The organism is Pseudovibrio sp. Ad5, assembly GCF_001623095.1.
Lineage (GTDB): Bacteria > Pseudomonadota > Alphaproteobacteria > Rhizobiales > Stappiaceae > Pseudovibrio.
In genome coordinates, this window is the sequence record NZ_LMCH01000013.1 from 48655 (window position 1) to 63507 (window position 14853).

A 14853-nucleotide genomic window follows, 5' to 3' on the forward strand; every position below is an offset into this window, starting at 1 on the left:
ATAGTCCGGTCAATACGGTCAATTCCGCTTCAAATTCAACGAGAATTGGCCACCACGATCACTTTGACACATAAGAAAATCGCCCTGACTGAATGACCGATCACACCAGCTTCACGCCTCCTGCAAGCCTTCCACGCACCAACTCTGGCATAGACGCGCAGAATCCAGTGCAAACAGCACCAGATGCACAGGCCCATGCCTGTAAGCGTCAATCCTCTACTATTGGAAAGAAGTGGTGGCCGGCGAGAACCGGATGACACGAGGAGGCCACTCAGAACCCGCTTACTCGCCGGCCAACCCCACGGACCCAGGAGATGCGGCGGACCTGAGCGCTCCGTAGGGAAACTATGAAGCAGTATTGCCGGGACTTATTCAATCAACCAAAGGCCAATACTGCAATTTTACAGTCAATAATTTCATGAAGTTGATGATTTCGTATATCACCATCGCAACATTTACGACTTTAGTAAAGCTTTAAGGTAATTGCGCTCCTGAAAATGGAGGGGATTCTTCACCTATACACAACAAAAGGAAAGAAACCGCCGATTATCAAGAGGCATACGCACAGAAACCCAACAGTCCCCGCAAGACTCACTCGGTGATTTCATCTAGTTTCAAAGACCTACGACTTTTGATGAGAGTCTTTCACTCAATAAAAACTGGCAAGATCAAACAGGTTACTAAAGCTTTGCTTTCTGAGGATCAGCAAACCCACAACTTCTAGCTGAGTACAATTTACCAATTAACCACAATCACAACTAATCACGGTTGTATTATGTGTCCTTCAGGAACCCTGAGACTGTCTCCAGGAAGTTACCAACAGAGATTGGCTTGGAAATATAGGCCTCACATCCGCCCTGGCGAATGCGCTCCTCGTCCCCCTTCATGGCAAAAGCAGTCACCGCAATCACAGGAATGATCTTTAAGTCATCATCCTCTTTGATCCATTTGGTCACTTCAAGCCCTGAAACTTCAGGCAGCTGGATATCCATCAGGATCAGATCCGGCTTATGTGCACGAGCGAGCTCAAGCGCTTCCATGCCATTGCGAGACTGCAAGGTCGCGTATCCATGAGCTTCAAGCAGATCGTTAAACAGCTTCATGTTGAGTTCGTTGTCTTCAACAATCAGCACGGTCTTTTGCATCAGTTCAGTCCTGCACAGAATGCCGCCCCAAAAATGGTTTAGCCATAAATAAAGGTGTGATGCAGCCGCGTTGCGACTGGCATTGGGACAAGTCCCACACTAAATTTCCTGCTACATAGTTAATTCGGATTCGTTTCAGAAAGGCAAACACCAATGAATTTAGGCAAAACCGGCAGTTTGACCGAAGATACTGCACAGGAAATTGCAATTGGTGCCCTTACATTTCTTGGCAGCGAGCCCGAACAGCTCGGTCGCTTCCTGTCTTTAGCCGGGATTGGGCCTCAAGAGATTCGCGACGCGGCAGCCGAGCCGGGCTTCCTGGCAGGCGTCCTTGAATTCCTGATGCAGGACGAGCAACTACTGCTCGCCTACACAGAAAGTGCCGGTGTTCGCCCGACCATGATTGCCGCAGCTCATCTTAAACTTGCTGGAGGCTTAGATTTCCTTGCCCAACATTGAGACCGCAAACGCCAACGCATTGCAGCAAATCAAAGAGATCGAAAAACGCGCCCATCCGCTCCTCATCTGCGACGTGGACGAAGTTCTGTTGCAATTCATCCCGCACCTTGAGCGTTTCATGAAAGATCATGGCGTCGCCTTCAAGGAAACCGCCTACCGCCTCAAGGCAAACATGGTCTACACGCAGACTGGCGAGAACCTGACAGACGATGCCTGCATGGCAGTCATTCATGATTTCTTCGAAAGCGAAGTCGGCAAGCAGGAAGCTGTTCCACATGCAGCTGAACAGCTTGAGCGCCTGTCAAAGCTCTGCGACATCGTCATCCTGACCAACTTGCCCGGTAGCCACAACAAATCCGCCCGTGAGAATCTGCTCGCACGTCTTGGCATGGACTATCCGCTCGTCACCAACGAAGGCCCGAAAGGTGGAGCCGTTGCGGCTCTGTGCGCTAAACGGGGCCATCACCCGGTTATTTTCATTGACGACAGCCCAACCAACATTATCTCCGTCGGCAAAAGCACACCTCACGTACAGCTCGTACATTTCATTGCTGACTCACGCTTCTTCGCAACCGCCGGAGATCTGCCAAACGTTGCCCTGAAGAGCAATTGCTGGAAAGAAACAGGCGATTTTATTGAAAATCTGCTGGTCGCTGCGGTAAGGTAAGCTCACAGCTGTAAGTGAACCTTTCACAAAACCAGAGAATCCAAGCGTGGAACAACTTTCAAGCACGACCCTTCAGTATTTTCTGGAGCGTTTTGGACATTTAAACGGGGCGATATTGCAAAGCGCCCTGTTCACCTCCGGTGTATCCGGTGGCCCCGGCTCCATGCTTCTGGAGTTTGCCGCACATGACTGCCAGCGCCCGGCAACATCGCCACAAGGGGCCATTAGCACGCTGAAGATCAGGGTCGAAGAGAGTCTTGAGTTCAAACTCCACGAACCGGGCGGCGGCGCTTACACCACGATCAAACACCCTATTGTCGGCATGTTTTTACAAGACAAGTTTTTCCTGAACTTTGATCCCGTCAACTCAAAAGACTGGACGATTGAGGAATGGGACAAAGACCAGATGCGCAATTCCGTGTTTTATGTGGGCGGCGCACGAATTTCCTGGGAGATTGAGGACTAGGTCATGCTACAGACCCTGCACCTGAACTCCAAAAATAATCTAAGGTCTGGCTTCCATGGCACCTGAGGCCACCACTCCCCTCAAAGCACTCTGCAGGGACTGTACACACAGGTTTCGGGCAGACCTGACGCGATGCCCCAAATGCGGCAGCCCGCGCATCCTTGCCCACGCAGAACTGGATACACTCGAAATCGCTCACATCGACTGCGATGCATTTTATGCCTCCGTCGAGAAGCGTGAGAACCCAGAGCTGGCAGATCGTCCTGTCATTGTCGGCGGTGGCCAGCGCGGCGTTGTCTCCGCAGCGTGTTACATCGCCCGCATTTACGGAGTGCGCTCGGCTATGCCCATGTTCAAGGCACTCGATGCCTGCCCGGACGCAGTCGTGATCAAACCGCGTATGGAACTGTACTCTCAGGTTGGCCGCCAAATTCGCGAAGAGATGGAAAAACTCACCCCGCTTGTCGAACCCCTATCCATTGACGAAGCCTTCCTAGACCTTTCCGGCACACAGAAACTTCATGGCGCGACACCAGCAGAACTACTCGTCCAGTTCGTGAACAAGATCCAGACAGAACTCAGGCTCTCAGTCTCCGTCGGCCTCGCGCCCAACAAATTTCTCGCCAAAATCGCCTCTGACCTGGACAAACCCCGCGGCTTCTCGGTCATTGGGGATGCAGAGAAGAAAGAATTCCTCGCCAAACAGCCAACCAGCGTCATCTGGGGCGTTGGCAAGGTGTTTCAGGGCAAGCTGGAACGGGACGGCATCAAAACCATCGGCCAGCTGCAGCTCAAGGACCCGACAGACCTTGCGCGCAAGTACGGCGCCATGGGCTTGCGCCTTGCAAAACTGTGTCAGGGGGAAGATGACCGGCACGTCTCCTCAAACAGAGGCGCAAAAAGCATCAGCGGCGAAACCACATTCAACACGGATGTCTCTGACGTCACTCAGCTTTCAAAAAGCCTTTGGGCGCTGACTGAAAAGGTCTCCTACCGCACCAAGAAGGCAGAAAAATCCGGCAGGTCCGTCACGCTGAAGCTCAAAACAGCCGACTTCAAAACCATCACCCGTTCGCGCATGCTGCATGATCCCACCCAACTGGCCGACAAGATTTTCCGCACAGCAGACGATCTGCTGCACAATGTGGCCGACGGCAAAATGCGATTTCGCCTCATTGGTGTAGGGATTGGAGATTTAGGCCCGGCAGATCAGGCCGATCCGGAAGACTTACTGGACGAACAAGCAGAAAAACGCGCCAAAGCAGAACGGGCAATGGATGCCTTGCGCGGAAAATTCAAAGACAGCTCAGTCGTCTCTCTTGGCCGCTCCATAAAATCACCGAGCAAACGCTAAGCTACCGCAGCTGCTCTTTCTTGATCGCCCCTGCAAACGGTGCGCTCACTTCTTCCTCCAGCGCCACGGAGCTTCCACATGTGCTGACATGCACTATAGGCTTCAGGTCCAGCTCAACCAAAGCACCTTCCAGCTCAAACACCCCGTAATTCAGGTTCATGCTTCTGGTAACTCCGTTTTCATGAAGCACTGTCCGTAACTGGTAGTCCGGTGTCCGCTCACCGCGCGCACCATCGCTTAAATTGAAATAAGCGATAGAAACCGGCCAGGCATCTGCATGTCCCAGAGCATTCGGCAGGGAAAGCTGATCGGAACGCTGCGCCAAAGGATCAGCCAGCTTGCGGCCAACAACAGTGGTGGCCTCAAACAACTGCTCACCAGTAACACTGCCATCATACAGCTTGGAAACCATAAAGTGCTGCCCACCAGCTGCACCATCAATCACGCTGTGCAGATGCTGCAGCGGAAACATGATGGAACCATCAAAGCTCAGCGTCTTCTCATCTGGTCCGCTCAAATCCACGTCCACTTTGGAGCTTTGATGCTCCGCTGTACCTTGTGCTTGCTCGGCTAAAAAATCATCAATGAAGGTTTTATAGGCAAACGAAAGCTGAGAATTGTCCGGAGCTTCAAAGTAGGTGCTGCGCAGATCAGTGATTGTCTCCTGCCCCTCGTCATCAACACTCATCACCACAAACCGCAGGTCCACAGTAAATCCATCACAGGCAGAACCGGAAAGCTCATAGACCATGCGCCCGTTCACATCAGAAATGTCCGCACCATTTTGGGCGCTCGACAATCGCATGTCATAAACGGCTTTGTGAGGCTGAAGATCGGCAGCACTGCCTAACGAGGGAAACAGCAGAAAACTCATAGAGAGGGAAGAACCTGCAATCCCGCGAAGACCATGTCTCAAGCGTAGTTTCAGCATAAAACCTCCGATCATGTCGGAACAAAAGACACGTGGGCATGCCTCTCTTCCAGCCTCAAAGAGTGCATAAACGCCACCGCCAACGCAAACATTCCACCAAGGAAATCGGTGCTAGGGTAAATCTTTCAAATTAGATACACGTTTCCCACGTAGACAACGCCCCCTGCACTCTTGCAACCATAGTGATTCTAATGTGAGTCTGCGCCTCACCTTGCAGACCACGGCTTCGTGAAGAGATAAACTCTTGAGTTTTCGTGGATTTGCATCACTTATTGCAAAAGAACATTCCGACCGGAGGGAAAACGAATGTCTGATACAATCCAGCAAAACCTCGCAAAGCTTGGTGTCACACTGCCGGAAGCTGCTGCTCCTGCTGCCAATTACGTGCCTTTCGTAAAAACCGGAAACCAGCTTTTCATCTCCGGCCAGCTGCCAATGCAGGACGGCAAGATCGCAAAAACCGGCAAGGTTGGCGCTGACCTGAGCATCGAAGATGGTGTGGAAGCAGCACGTCTTTGCGCAATCAATCTGCTGGCACAGGCAAAAGCTGCCACCGGTGACCTCTCCAAAATCGTACGCCTCGTCAAGATCGTTGGCTTCGTCAACTCCAATGGCGACTTCGGCGACCAGCCAAAAGTCATCAATGGCGCATCTGACTTCATGGTTGCCGCAATGGGTGATGCTGGCCGTCACGCACGCTCTGCTGTCAGCGCTGGCTCACTCCCGTTCAACGCAGCAGTTGAGATCGAAGCAATTTTCGAAGTTGCTGATTAATTGTGTTCTGATCACACAAAACACTTCCCATTTATTGAAGAAACAAGTTCGAATATTCCATGCAAGATCTCTCCTGGCTCACCGCCCGCCCGATCGCTCACCGCGGCTTCCATAATAAAGAAGCAGGCATTCTTGAAAACACCCCGTCTGCTATCAAAGCTGCCGTTGAAAACAACTTCGCCATTGAAGTCGACCTTCAGGAAACCAAAGACGGTCAGGTCATCGTATTTCACGACCCGAACCTTGAGCGCCTGACACACGGCGAAGGTAAGGTCATCGACTTCGATTTGGCTGACCTGCGCAAGCTCTCCATGCGCGGCTCCACTGATCCAATGTGGACCCTGCAAGAACTGCTCGACCTGGTCGATGGCAAGGTGCCGCTGGTTATTGAAATCAAAACCCTGAACCTTGCAGAAGGTCAGGATGAGTTCATTAAAACCATCGCCAAAATCCTCAGCGATTATAAAGGTCCGGCAGCAATAAAATCCTTTGACCCGAAGATGCTTCGGACCATGAAGGACGTCGCACCGCAAATTCCGCGCGGCTGCATCTCCATGACCACGCTGAGCGAGAACGATCACCTGCACCTGACAGAACACGAGATCGAGAAAATCTCCTGGATGGTGCACATGGCAAGAACAGACCCACACTTCGTCTCATTCTTCGTGAAAGATCTGCCAGCAGATGGTCCGAGTTTCCTGCGTGAGTTCTACGGCCTGCCAACCATGACATGGACTGTCAGAACGAAAGAAGATCGTCTCAACGCGGCCAAACACGCTGACCAGATTGTCTTCGAGGGCTTCAATCCAGACGAAGATCCACTTTAGGACCAATTGATTTGCCAGTACCACCATCACCCGTTCTGAAAGTTCTCTCATCATTAGATGAGATACCCAGCACCGACTGGGACGCACTGGCAAATCCCGGCACACCGCCGATCCTTTACGATCAACAGGATTGGATCGATTCACCTGAAACGATCCAATCCGCACCAAACTCGCAAACTGAATCAACTTCTCAAGTTTGCGAGTTTAACCCAATGCTTTCACACGCTTTTTTACAAGCATTGGAAGAAAGCGGATGTGTCGGATGGGACGCAGGCTGGATCCCGCAACACATCTGGTGGGAAGAAAATGGCAAGCCCATCGCAGCCATCCCAACCTATGCAAAAAGCCACAGTCAGGGCGAATACGTTTTCGACTATCCATGGGCTGAAGCATTTCAGCGTGCAGGCGGAAACTATTATCCCAAACTGCAATGCTCCATTCCCTTCACGCCAGTACCGGGACGCCGCCTGCTGATCTCACCGCAGGCCAACCGGCCAGAAACGATCAAGATCCTCACCACAGGCCTGAAAGAGCTGGCAACACGCATCGAAGGCTCATCAGCTCATCTCACCTTCCTTACTGAGCAGGAATGGAAGGAACTGGGCGACGAAGGCTTCCTGTTACGAACAGACCAGCAGTTCCATTGGGAGAATAACGGCTACAGCGACTTCACCGAGTTTCTGGAGGTCTTATCCTCCCGCAAACGCAAAAGCATCCGTAAGGAGCGTAAGACCGCACTGGACCACGATATTGAGGTGGAATGGATCACTGGCCCGGATTTACAAGAAAGCCACTGGGACGCGTTCTATGAGTTTTATGTAGACACTGGCAATCGCAAATGGGGTTCGCCTTACCTCAACCGGGAATTCTTCTCACTCCTCAGCGAAAGACTGGCTGACCACACCTTGCTCATCATGGCAAAGCGCAATGGCCGCTACATTGCAGGCGCGCTCAACATGATCGGTGGCAACACCCTGTATGGCCGCAACTGGGGCTGCATTGAGAACCACCCCTGCCTGCATTTCGAGATTTGCTATTATCAAGCCATTGAGTTTGCTTTGTCGCGTGGTCTGCAACGTGTTGAGGCTGGCGCGCAGGGAAGCCACAAACTCGCCCGTGGCTACATGCCCAACCTCACCTACTCCGCTCACTGGATTGCACACCCTTCGTTAAGGAATGCAGTCGCACACTATTTGGATCAGGAGCGTCAAGCCGTTCTGCATGAACAGAAAATCCTGTCGGAACACGGACCGTTTCGCCAGCAGGGCTCCTAGAACCTACATTAAGACACCCCCACAAGATTCTGAAGAGACTCACGAATCTCGCCAAACTTGAATCAGTTTCTTAAGTCCACTCAGGTTCTCAACACCTACCAGATCACAACACATATTTCTTATTGGGATTTCCGCAGTGAATCGCGATATGAATGGGGCCAAACATTATTGAGACCATTGAGGACCCCACAATGACCAGCTCCGCATATGATGAACAAAACATCTTCGCCAAAATTTTACGCGGCGAACTGCCTTCCGAGAAGGTCTTTGAGGACGAAAATACGATTGTAATCATGGACATCATGCCACGCGCAGATGGTCATGTGCTGGTTCTGCCTAAAAACGGCTCCCGAAACATCCTCGACATTGAAGAAGCTGACCTTGCCGCTGTCGCAAAGACGGCGCAGAAGATGGCTCGTATCCTCAAGCAGGCATTTGCAGCGGACGGTATCACCATCCACCAGTTCAACGAAGGCGCAGGCGGACAGATGGTGTTCCATACCCATTTTCACGTCATTCCGCGCACTGAAGGTGTTTCCCTGCGCCCGCACACAGGCGAGATGGAAGACGGCGACAAGCTCAAAGCAAACGCAGAGAAAATCCGCACAGCTGTTGCAGCTCACTCCTGATCATTTCAAATGAAACAACCTCGCGCACTCACACCAGATTGCGCGAGGAAAATTCGATTCACTTGAAACGACCACCACACCGGCCTGCAATTTTGATTCTGAAATCAACGCACTAGCCCGCACACTTGAATCAGATCCTCAAGGGTTCAAAATTTCGATTCATCTAAAATGATCAAACCAGCTCGATAGACACTTTCTCATTCAATGCCTTTTGCATGATTTTATCGAAGCGTGAATCCATGCAAACACTCAGGTCTGTCGTCACAAACTTCCCGCTCCAGTACAGCGAGAAAATCGTAGCGGCCGTCGGCGCCGACTGTGCTTTTTCCAGCGTATCAAGATGAACGATCTTGAGCGGCAACCCACGCTTTTGAGCAGTCTCTTTCAGGTTCTGCATCACATGATGATCCGTGAACGGACAGCGATTAGAGTAGTACGCAACCAGCCCCTCCCCCTTTGGCCCAATTCCTTTTTGAACCACTTCAGAGAAGGTCGCGGAACCAGCCTGTCCATCAACGCCAAGCCGCAACAGCTCAATACCATCTTGAGACGTGTCGCAGACCTCAAAGCCTTGCCGCTTGAACCATTTGCCATCTGAGAGAAAAGGCATCTTCTTGGCGCCAGCAATCGTCACCAGCCCCGTTGCACCAGCCTGACGCGCCGCTTCCACAACCTTGGCCAACAACGCCTTGCCATGGCCCTGCCCTTTGTATTTGCCGGAAACCCAGAAGCAGTTGATGAGCAAATGCCCGGGAGCAACCACAGGCGCCCAGCCAGCTTCCGCCGGACCAAACTCAATGAACACCTTTGCGCGCTCATCCAACCGTATGAACTGATAGTCCGAGGAGAATTGCTGGCTCAGCCAGTCCTTCTTCAACTGGTAGCCCTGCGCACATTTTTTGTCCGAGATTGCACAGCAGATATGCTCGTCACAGAGTGTCTGCTCATTCAAGGCAATATAAGTCATCGTCAGCTCCCGAGTCGCTAACTTACGTTAGAACGGGAAACAACGATCAGCAATGCGTGCGATCAAGCTTAGCAAGATCCGCTAAATCAAAAAGGCCCAGCCACCAATCAGCACAAACTCAGCTGTGATAATCCCGGCCATCAGCCGGTCGTTGAGGAGCTTGTATCCAACAACACCGCCAGCCACCGCAGCAAGACGCAGCCACACCGGCACATCGCCCAGCACACCTTCCGGAAACAAAACCAACCGCGCGATGATGCCAGCAATCAACGCCGTCGCAACGGCCCGCACCCACGCAAACAGCAAACTATCCTCGCGCAGTTTGCCGGAGGCGAACACACCTATCCAGCGCCAGCACTCTGTTGCCAGAAAGCCAGCAACGAGGATCATCACATAAGGCCACCACCAGCTGCCATAAACTTCACTCACAGCTCAGCCCTCCGCGTTGCAAACAACCAGCCCGCAAAGGCAATTGTGCCGCCCACAAACCCGGTCAGCAGCAAATCAGCTCCCGGAAAGAAGTGATAGAAGACAGGCCCGAGAACGAGCCCAAGAATGAGCGCGGCCCTATCACCACTCGTGCGAGAAGCCTGATACATGGAAAACATGAAGTAGATCGGCGTCAGCAAAACCAGACCAGCTGCAATCGGCCCCTCTACCGCTGGAAGCACTATGTAAGACAATGCCGTCGAACACAGCACCACAAAATGCACTGTGGACCCGAACCCGGCAAAGAATGGAAGGCGCGCCGCCCTTGGCATGCTTGGCAAGTTGCGCATGGCAAACACCCACGCTGTCACGGCCACGAAGTGAGACACAATCAGCATATGCCACGTCTTGGTGCGCTTCTCATCCCGCAGAACGGGCATCAGCGCCACCGTCATCGGCATCAAACGCACAGCAGAAAGAGCAACCGCAATCGCAGCGGGGATCAACCCCGCTCCAGCACTCATAGCGCCCGTCAAAACAACAATGCTCGGCAACGCCCACATAAATAGGCTCATCAAGAGCACTTCAGTGAGCGTGAGCCCAACTTCGCGGGCCAGCGAAGTAAACCCCACAAAGGCCATCATCAAAATAAGTGTCGGGAGGCAAAACGCGCCTTTAGCTCCTTGGCGGAACCAATAGGCACCTCCCTCAAATTCCGAAGGATCCTCTCCTTCGTCAATATCCATGTCTGAACTGGTCATTTAAGAACTCGGAGGCTCACGAGAAAGAAGAGCCTTTGGGGAAGAAGAAACGCAATCTATTGAAGCTGCATAAAGAAGCCTACACAAGACTACGTAGCTCCACCATACAAAAAAGCCGGAGCAGATGCTCCGGCTTTTTCTCAACTATCAGTGCTTTAATCCGCAATCGGAATACCGGGAACATCACCACGCTTGGTGGCATCAGCGCCCCGACCCGTTTTCGGAACAACGGACTTGCCCTTGCCTTTGGCAACCGGCTTTTTCTTGGCAGCCTTCGCCTTAGGTGTCGGACGTTCCTCAACGCTTTCAAGAAGCAGACCTTCAAGATCCTCAGAAACGGAGACCTTAACAGTACCACCCTTCTGAAGCTTGCCAAACAGAACCTCATCAGCCAATGGCTTCTTGATGTGCTCCTGAATGACACGGCCCAGCGGACGGGCCCCCATCAGACGGTCGTAGCCTTTCTCGGAAAGCCAGGCCACAGCTTCAGGTGTCAGTTCAAAGGTCACGTTACGCTCCGCAAGCTGAGCTTCCAGCTGCATAACGAACTTCTCAACCACACGATGAATAACGTCACTATCCAGATTTGCGAACGGAATGATCGCATCAAGACGGTTCCGGAACTCCGGAGTGAACATCTTGTTGATCGCATCCATATCATCGCCATCACGGTCAATGCGATTGAAGCCCATAGGAGCTTTCGCCAGATCAGCCGCACCAGCGTTGGTGGTCATGATCAGGATAACATTGCGGAAATCGACAGACTTACCATTGTGGTCCGTCAGCTTACCGTGATCCATAACCTGCAACAAAATGTTGAACAGATCAGGATGAGCCTTCTCGATTTCATCCAGAAGCAGCACACAATGCGGATGCTGATCAACAGCGTCCGTCAGCAAGCCACCCTGATCAAAGCCCACGTAACCTGGAGGTGCACCAATCAGACGAGAAACCGTATGGCGTTCCATGTACTCGGACATATCAAATCGGGTCAGTTCAACACCCAGTGTCGATGCCAGTTGGCGCGCAACTTCCGTCTTACCAACACCAGTCGGACCAGAGAACAGATAAGAACCAATTGGCTTATCTGGTTCACGCAGACCGGCACGGGCCAGTTTGATGGAAGCAGACAACGCTTCAATCGCCGGATCCTGCCCATAAACAACGCGCTTCAGACTGTCCTTAAGGTTGGACAGAACCGCTGCATCGTCCTTGGAAACAGACTTCGGAGGAATCCGCGCCATGGTCGCGATGGTTGCTTCAATTTCCTTCAGGCCGATTGTCTTGCGACGTTTGCCCTCTGGCAGCAACATTTGCGACGCACCAGACTCATCAATCACATCAATCGCTTTATCCGGAAGCTTCCGGTCAGCAAGGTAGCGAGAGGACAACTCAACTGCTGCCTTGATCGCATCATTGGTGTACTTGATGTTATGGAAGTCCTCAAAGTAAGGCTTCAGCCCTTTCAGGATTTCAATCGCATCTGGAATGGTTGGCTCGTTCACATCCACTTTCTGGAAGCGACGCACCAGCGCACGGTCCTTTTCAAAGAACTGGCGATACTCTTTATATGTGGTGGAACCGATACAACGGATCGTACCGGATGCCAGCGCAGGCTTCAGCAGATTAGATGCATCCATCGCACCACCTGACGTCGCACCCGCACCAATCACGGTGTGGATCTCGTCAATAAACATGATCGCACCCGGATAATCTTCGATTTCCTTGACGACCTGCTTCAGACGTTCCTCAAAATCACCGCGATATCGAGTACCTGCAAGCAGAGACCCCATATCCAGCGCAAAAATCGTCGCGTTTTTCAGTACCTCAGGCACATCACCAACAATGATGCGGCGCGCAAGCCCTTCAGCGATTGCTGTTTTACCAACGCCCGGATCACCCACATAAAGTGGATTGTTCTTGGCACGGCGACACAGGATCTGAATAGTGCGCGAAATTTCCTTCTCACGCCCGATAAGCGGATCAATTTTACCGGAAAACGCTTTGTCATTGAGATTCTGACAATAAGCCTCAAGAGCTTCTGTTTTCCGCTTTGTTTGGTCAGAAGAACCACCAGATGGAGGTTGCGGCATGCTCACATTAGGATCAGCGCCACTATCGGATTCTTCTTCAGCACCACGTACCCGACGTGGTTCAGACAAGCCAGCCCGTTTTGCAATACCATGGGAGATATAATTGACAGCGTCGTACCGTGTCATTTCCTGCTCTTGCAGGAAGTAAGCAGCATGGCTTTCACGCTCAGCAAAAATGGCGACAAGAACGTTGGCACCAGTCACTTCTTCACGCCCGGATGATTGAACATGAATGACAGCACGTTGAATGACACGCTGGAAACCGGCGGTTGGTTTTGAATCATCATCCCCGTCAACAACGAGGTTCTCTAGTTCAGTATCAATATATTCGACAATGCTTTTTCGCAGTTGATCGAGGTCCACATTGCATGCACGCATCACCGCAGCAGCATCCTGATCATCAATCAATGAAAGCAGCAGATGCTCCAGGGTCGCATATTCCTGATGGCGTTCATTAGCAAACGCCAAAGCTTGATGGAGAGCTTTCTCCAGACTGCGAGAAAATGACGGCACAGGCGCCCCCTATTACTTTTTCTCCATTACACATTGCAATGGATGTTGGTGTTTTCGGGCGAAATCCATAACTTGTGTGACCTTTGTCTCGGCCACTTCATAGGTGAAGACTCCACACTCCCCTACGCCATGATGATGGACATGGAGCATAATCTGCGTCGCATCTTCACGATCCTTATGAAAGAACCGCTCCACAACGTGGATCACGAACTCCATCGGCGTAAAATCATCATTGAGCAACAACACGCGATACAAACTGGGCCTTTTTGTTTTTGGCTTAGGTTTGGTAACGGTTATCGTCCCGCCATCATCGTCATTATCCAGGTCGAAATCGCTGCTCATTTGTTCTCTTTGTCCCTCCATGTATAACGCAGAGGACTTTATAGTATTTAAACGTACCCCCTGCGAATTCAAGGGATATGCATTTTCATAGGGCACACCAACAACTCCAGAAAAATCAAACAGCGTTTCATTTTCTGTTTCATTATACACCGTAAGCATAAGATTATCTCCCCTGAGAACACTCATTGCCTGTCGCTGGTCTCTCATTCACACTCTCGCTACAGCATCTGCGCTGTCTTTTCGCTCTGGTTTACAGACTTGCTGGCGCCAACGCCCCGCACCCGGCGGCATCAGCAGCCTCCCGAATGTACCTGCCAGATCAATCAATTGCAGACATTCAGGACACGCGAAGCCTTCTCTTTCATTGTTAGTACTGATTATTCCCCAAGCAAACTGGAAAATGCAAACCAATAAGAAGAGAAAACACTCAGACCATCCGAAGGGTTAAACCCTGCTCCCAACGTAAGATGAGCATATTCGGGCCATTCTGCGGACCCAAACACGCCCGCCAGAATTCAGGATACTGAATCACAATGTTTTGAGAGGGCTTTGAAGAAGAGAGATAGGTTGTCTGAAAATGGAAACAACCAGGGCAATCTATTTAAAACACGCAAAACCAAAAAGCCCGAAGCGCTAACGCACCTCGGGCTTTCAATCTCAATTATGCCAGTAGATTACTTGGCAGCTTTAGACAGCATACCCTCATAGGGCTTATAAGCGTCCTTAGCGATCTCAGCGTACATTTCGCCGATTTTAGTTGCCTGACCGACCATGCTTTCGTAGCTCACTTTGGCAAAATCTGCCTGAGCTTCCATAGCCTTATCAAGAGACTTCGCGCCAACAACTTTCTCCATTGCTGCGCTGCTCTCTTCCATAGACTTCTTAGAGTAGTCCGCAACCTCAGCAGAGATCGCCTGCATGCCCTTGGAAAACGCGCCGAAGCTTTGCATAGCTACGTCCATGTTATCTTTTCCAAGCTTCTGCATATTCTCAAATCCTGTGACCATGAAAATTACCTCATCAATTGGGCGGCGCCGGTATTTCGATGATTAGGTTTTTGTCTCTTGGGGAGCAAACGCCACATTTCTAAACTTACGCAGCGATATTATGCGCTGCACAAATTTTGTCAACTTTTATTTTGCGCTGCAATATCATGAAAAGACAGGGGCGTAGCCACAAACAAAAAACGGATAAAAACAATATTTTTGCAATCTGCCTTATC

16 protein-coding genes are annotated in these 14853 nt (G+C 51.3%); 8 read left to right on the top strand and 8 right to left on the bottom strand.

Features of this window, described 5'->3' with window-relative positions; all coding sequences use genetic code 11:
* Positions 1-773 precede the first annotated feature (773 nt).
* Positions 774-1145, bottom strand: a complete 372-nt coding sequence (locus PsAD5_RS08030) for a response regulator (protein WP_057463368.1) — start codon at positions 1143-1145, stop codon at positions 774-776.
* 153 nt (positions 1146-1298) lie between these two features.
* Between PsAD5_RS08030 and PsAD5_RS08035 the strand changes: the two genes are divergently transcribed.
* From PsAD5_RS08035 to PsAD5_RS08050, 4 genes are read left to right on the top strand one after another with little or no spacing between them, the layout of a single operon-like run.
* Positions 1299-1604: a DUF3572 domain-containing protein gene (locus tag PsAD5_RS08035; protein WP_063291718.1), complete on the top strand. Its 306-nt coding sequence runs from the start codon at positions 1299-1301 to the stop codon at positions 1602-1604.
* Positions 1591-2271: a hypothetical protein gene (locus PsAD5_RS08040; RefSeq protein WP_057463370.1), complete on the top strand. Its 681-nt coding sequence runs from the start codon at positions 1591-1593 to the stop codon at positions 2269-2271. The genes PsAD5_RS08035 and PsAD5_RS08040 overlap by 14 nt, the downstream gene beginning before the upstream one ends.
* A 46-nt stretch (positions 2272-2317) precedes the next feature.
* Positions 2318-2737, top strand: coding sequence for a hypothetical protein (locus tag PsAD5_RS08045; RefSeq protein ID WP_063291719.1), 420 nt, complete (start codon positions 2318-2320; stop codon positions 2735-2737).
* 55 nt (positions 2738-2792) lie between these two features.
* Positions 2793-4091, top strand: coding sequence for a DNA polymerase IV (locus PsAD5_RS08050; protein ID WP_063291720.1), 1299 nt, complete (start codon positions 2793-2795; stop codon positions 4089-4091).
* Position 4092: 1 nt separating this feature from the next.
* Here PsAD5_RS08050 and PsAD5_RS08055 read toward each other — a convergent pair whose 3' ends face one another.
* On the bottom strand, positions 4093-5022 hold the full coding sequence (locus PsAD5_RS08055) for an EipB family protein (protein WP_159096806.1): 930 nt from the start codon (positions 5020-5022) through the stop codon (positions 4093-4095).
* Positions 5023-5328: 306 nt separating this feature from the next.
* Here PsAD5_RS08055 and PsAD5_RS08060 point away from each other — a divergent pair, with 306 nt between their 5' ends.
* The 4 genes from PsAD5_RS08060 (at position 5329) to PsAD5_RS08075 (ending at position 8526) form a co-directional block, all read left to right on the top strand.
* Entirely contained in the window at positions 5329-5796 is a 468-nt protein-coding gene (locus PsAD5_RS08060) for a RidA family protein (protein ID WP_063291721.1), read from the top strand.
* Between the two features lie 59 nt (positions 5797-5855).
* Positions 5856-6623: a glycerophosphodiester phosphodiesterase family protein gene (locus PsAD5_RS08065; protein ID WP_063291722.1), complete on the top strand. Its 768-nt coding sequence runs from the start codon at positions 5856-5858 to the stop codon at positions 6621-6623.
* Positions 6624-6634: 11 nt separating this feature from the next.
* Positions 6635-7897, top strand: coding sequence for a GNAT family N-acetyltransferase (locus PsAD5_RS08070; RefSeq protein ID WP_446737482.1), 1263 nt, complete (start codon positions 6635-6637; stop codon positions 7895-7897).
* 191 nt (positions 7898-8088) lie between these two features.
* Positions 8089-8526, top strand: coding sequence for an HIT family protein (locus PsAD5_RS08075; RefSeq protein WP_063291723.1), 438 nt, complete (start codon positions 8089-8091; stop codon positions 8524-8526).
* A gap of 172 nt (positions 8527-8698) precedes the next feature.
* Here PsAD5_RS08075 and PsAD5_RS08080 read toward each other — a convergent pair whose 3' ends face one another.
* The 6 genes from PsAD5_RS08080 to PsAD5_RS08110 form a co-directional block, all read right to left on the bottom strand.
* Entirely contained in the window at positions 8699-9493 is a 795-nt protein-coding gene (locus PsAD5_RS08080; RefSeq protein ID WP_063291724.1) for an N-acetyltransferase, read from the bottom strand.
* 81 nt (positions 9494-9574) lie between these two features.
* The gene (locus tag PsAD5_RS08085) at positions 9575-9922 is read right to left on the bottom strand and encodes an AzlD domain-containing protein (protein ID WP_063291725.1); all 348 of its coding nucleotides are present in this window, start codon (positions 9920-9922) and stop codon (positions 9575-9577) included.
* On the bottom strand, positions 9919-10683 hold the full coding sequence (locus PsAD5_RS08090) for an AzlC family ABC transporter permease (RefSeq protein ID WP_063291726.1): 765 nt from the start codon (positions 10681-10683) through the stop codon (positions 9919-9921). Before PsAD5_RS08090 ends, PsAD5_RS08085 begins: the two co-directional genes overlap by 4 nt.
* 155 nt (positions 10684-10838) lie before the next feature.
* Complete coding sequence (gene clpA / locus PsAD5_RS08095) at positions 10839-13289, bottom strand: ATP-dependent Clp protease ATP-binding subunit ClpA (protein WP_063289444.1); 2451 nt, start codon at positions 13287-13289, stop codon at positions 10839-10841.
* Positions 13290-13301: 12 nt separating this feature from the next.
* Positions 13302-13631 (bottom strand): ATP-dependent Clp protease adapter ClpS, encoded by a 330-nt coding sequence (gene clpS, locus PsAD5_RS08100; protein ID WP_057463448.1) that lies wholly within the window; start codon positions 13629-13631, stop codon positions 13302-13304.
* A 674-nt stretch (positions 13632-14305) separates the two neighbouring features.
* Entirely contained in the window at positions 14306-14638 is a 333-nt protein-coding gene (locus PsAD5_RS08110) for a phasin family protein (RefSeq protein WP_057463379.1), read from the bottom strand.
* Positions 14639-14853 lie beyond the last annotated feature (215 nt).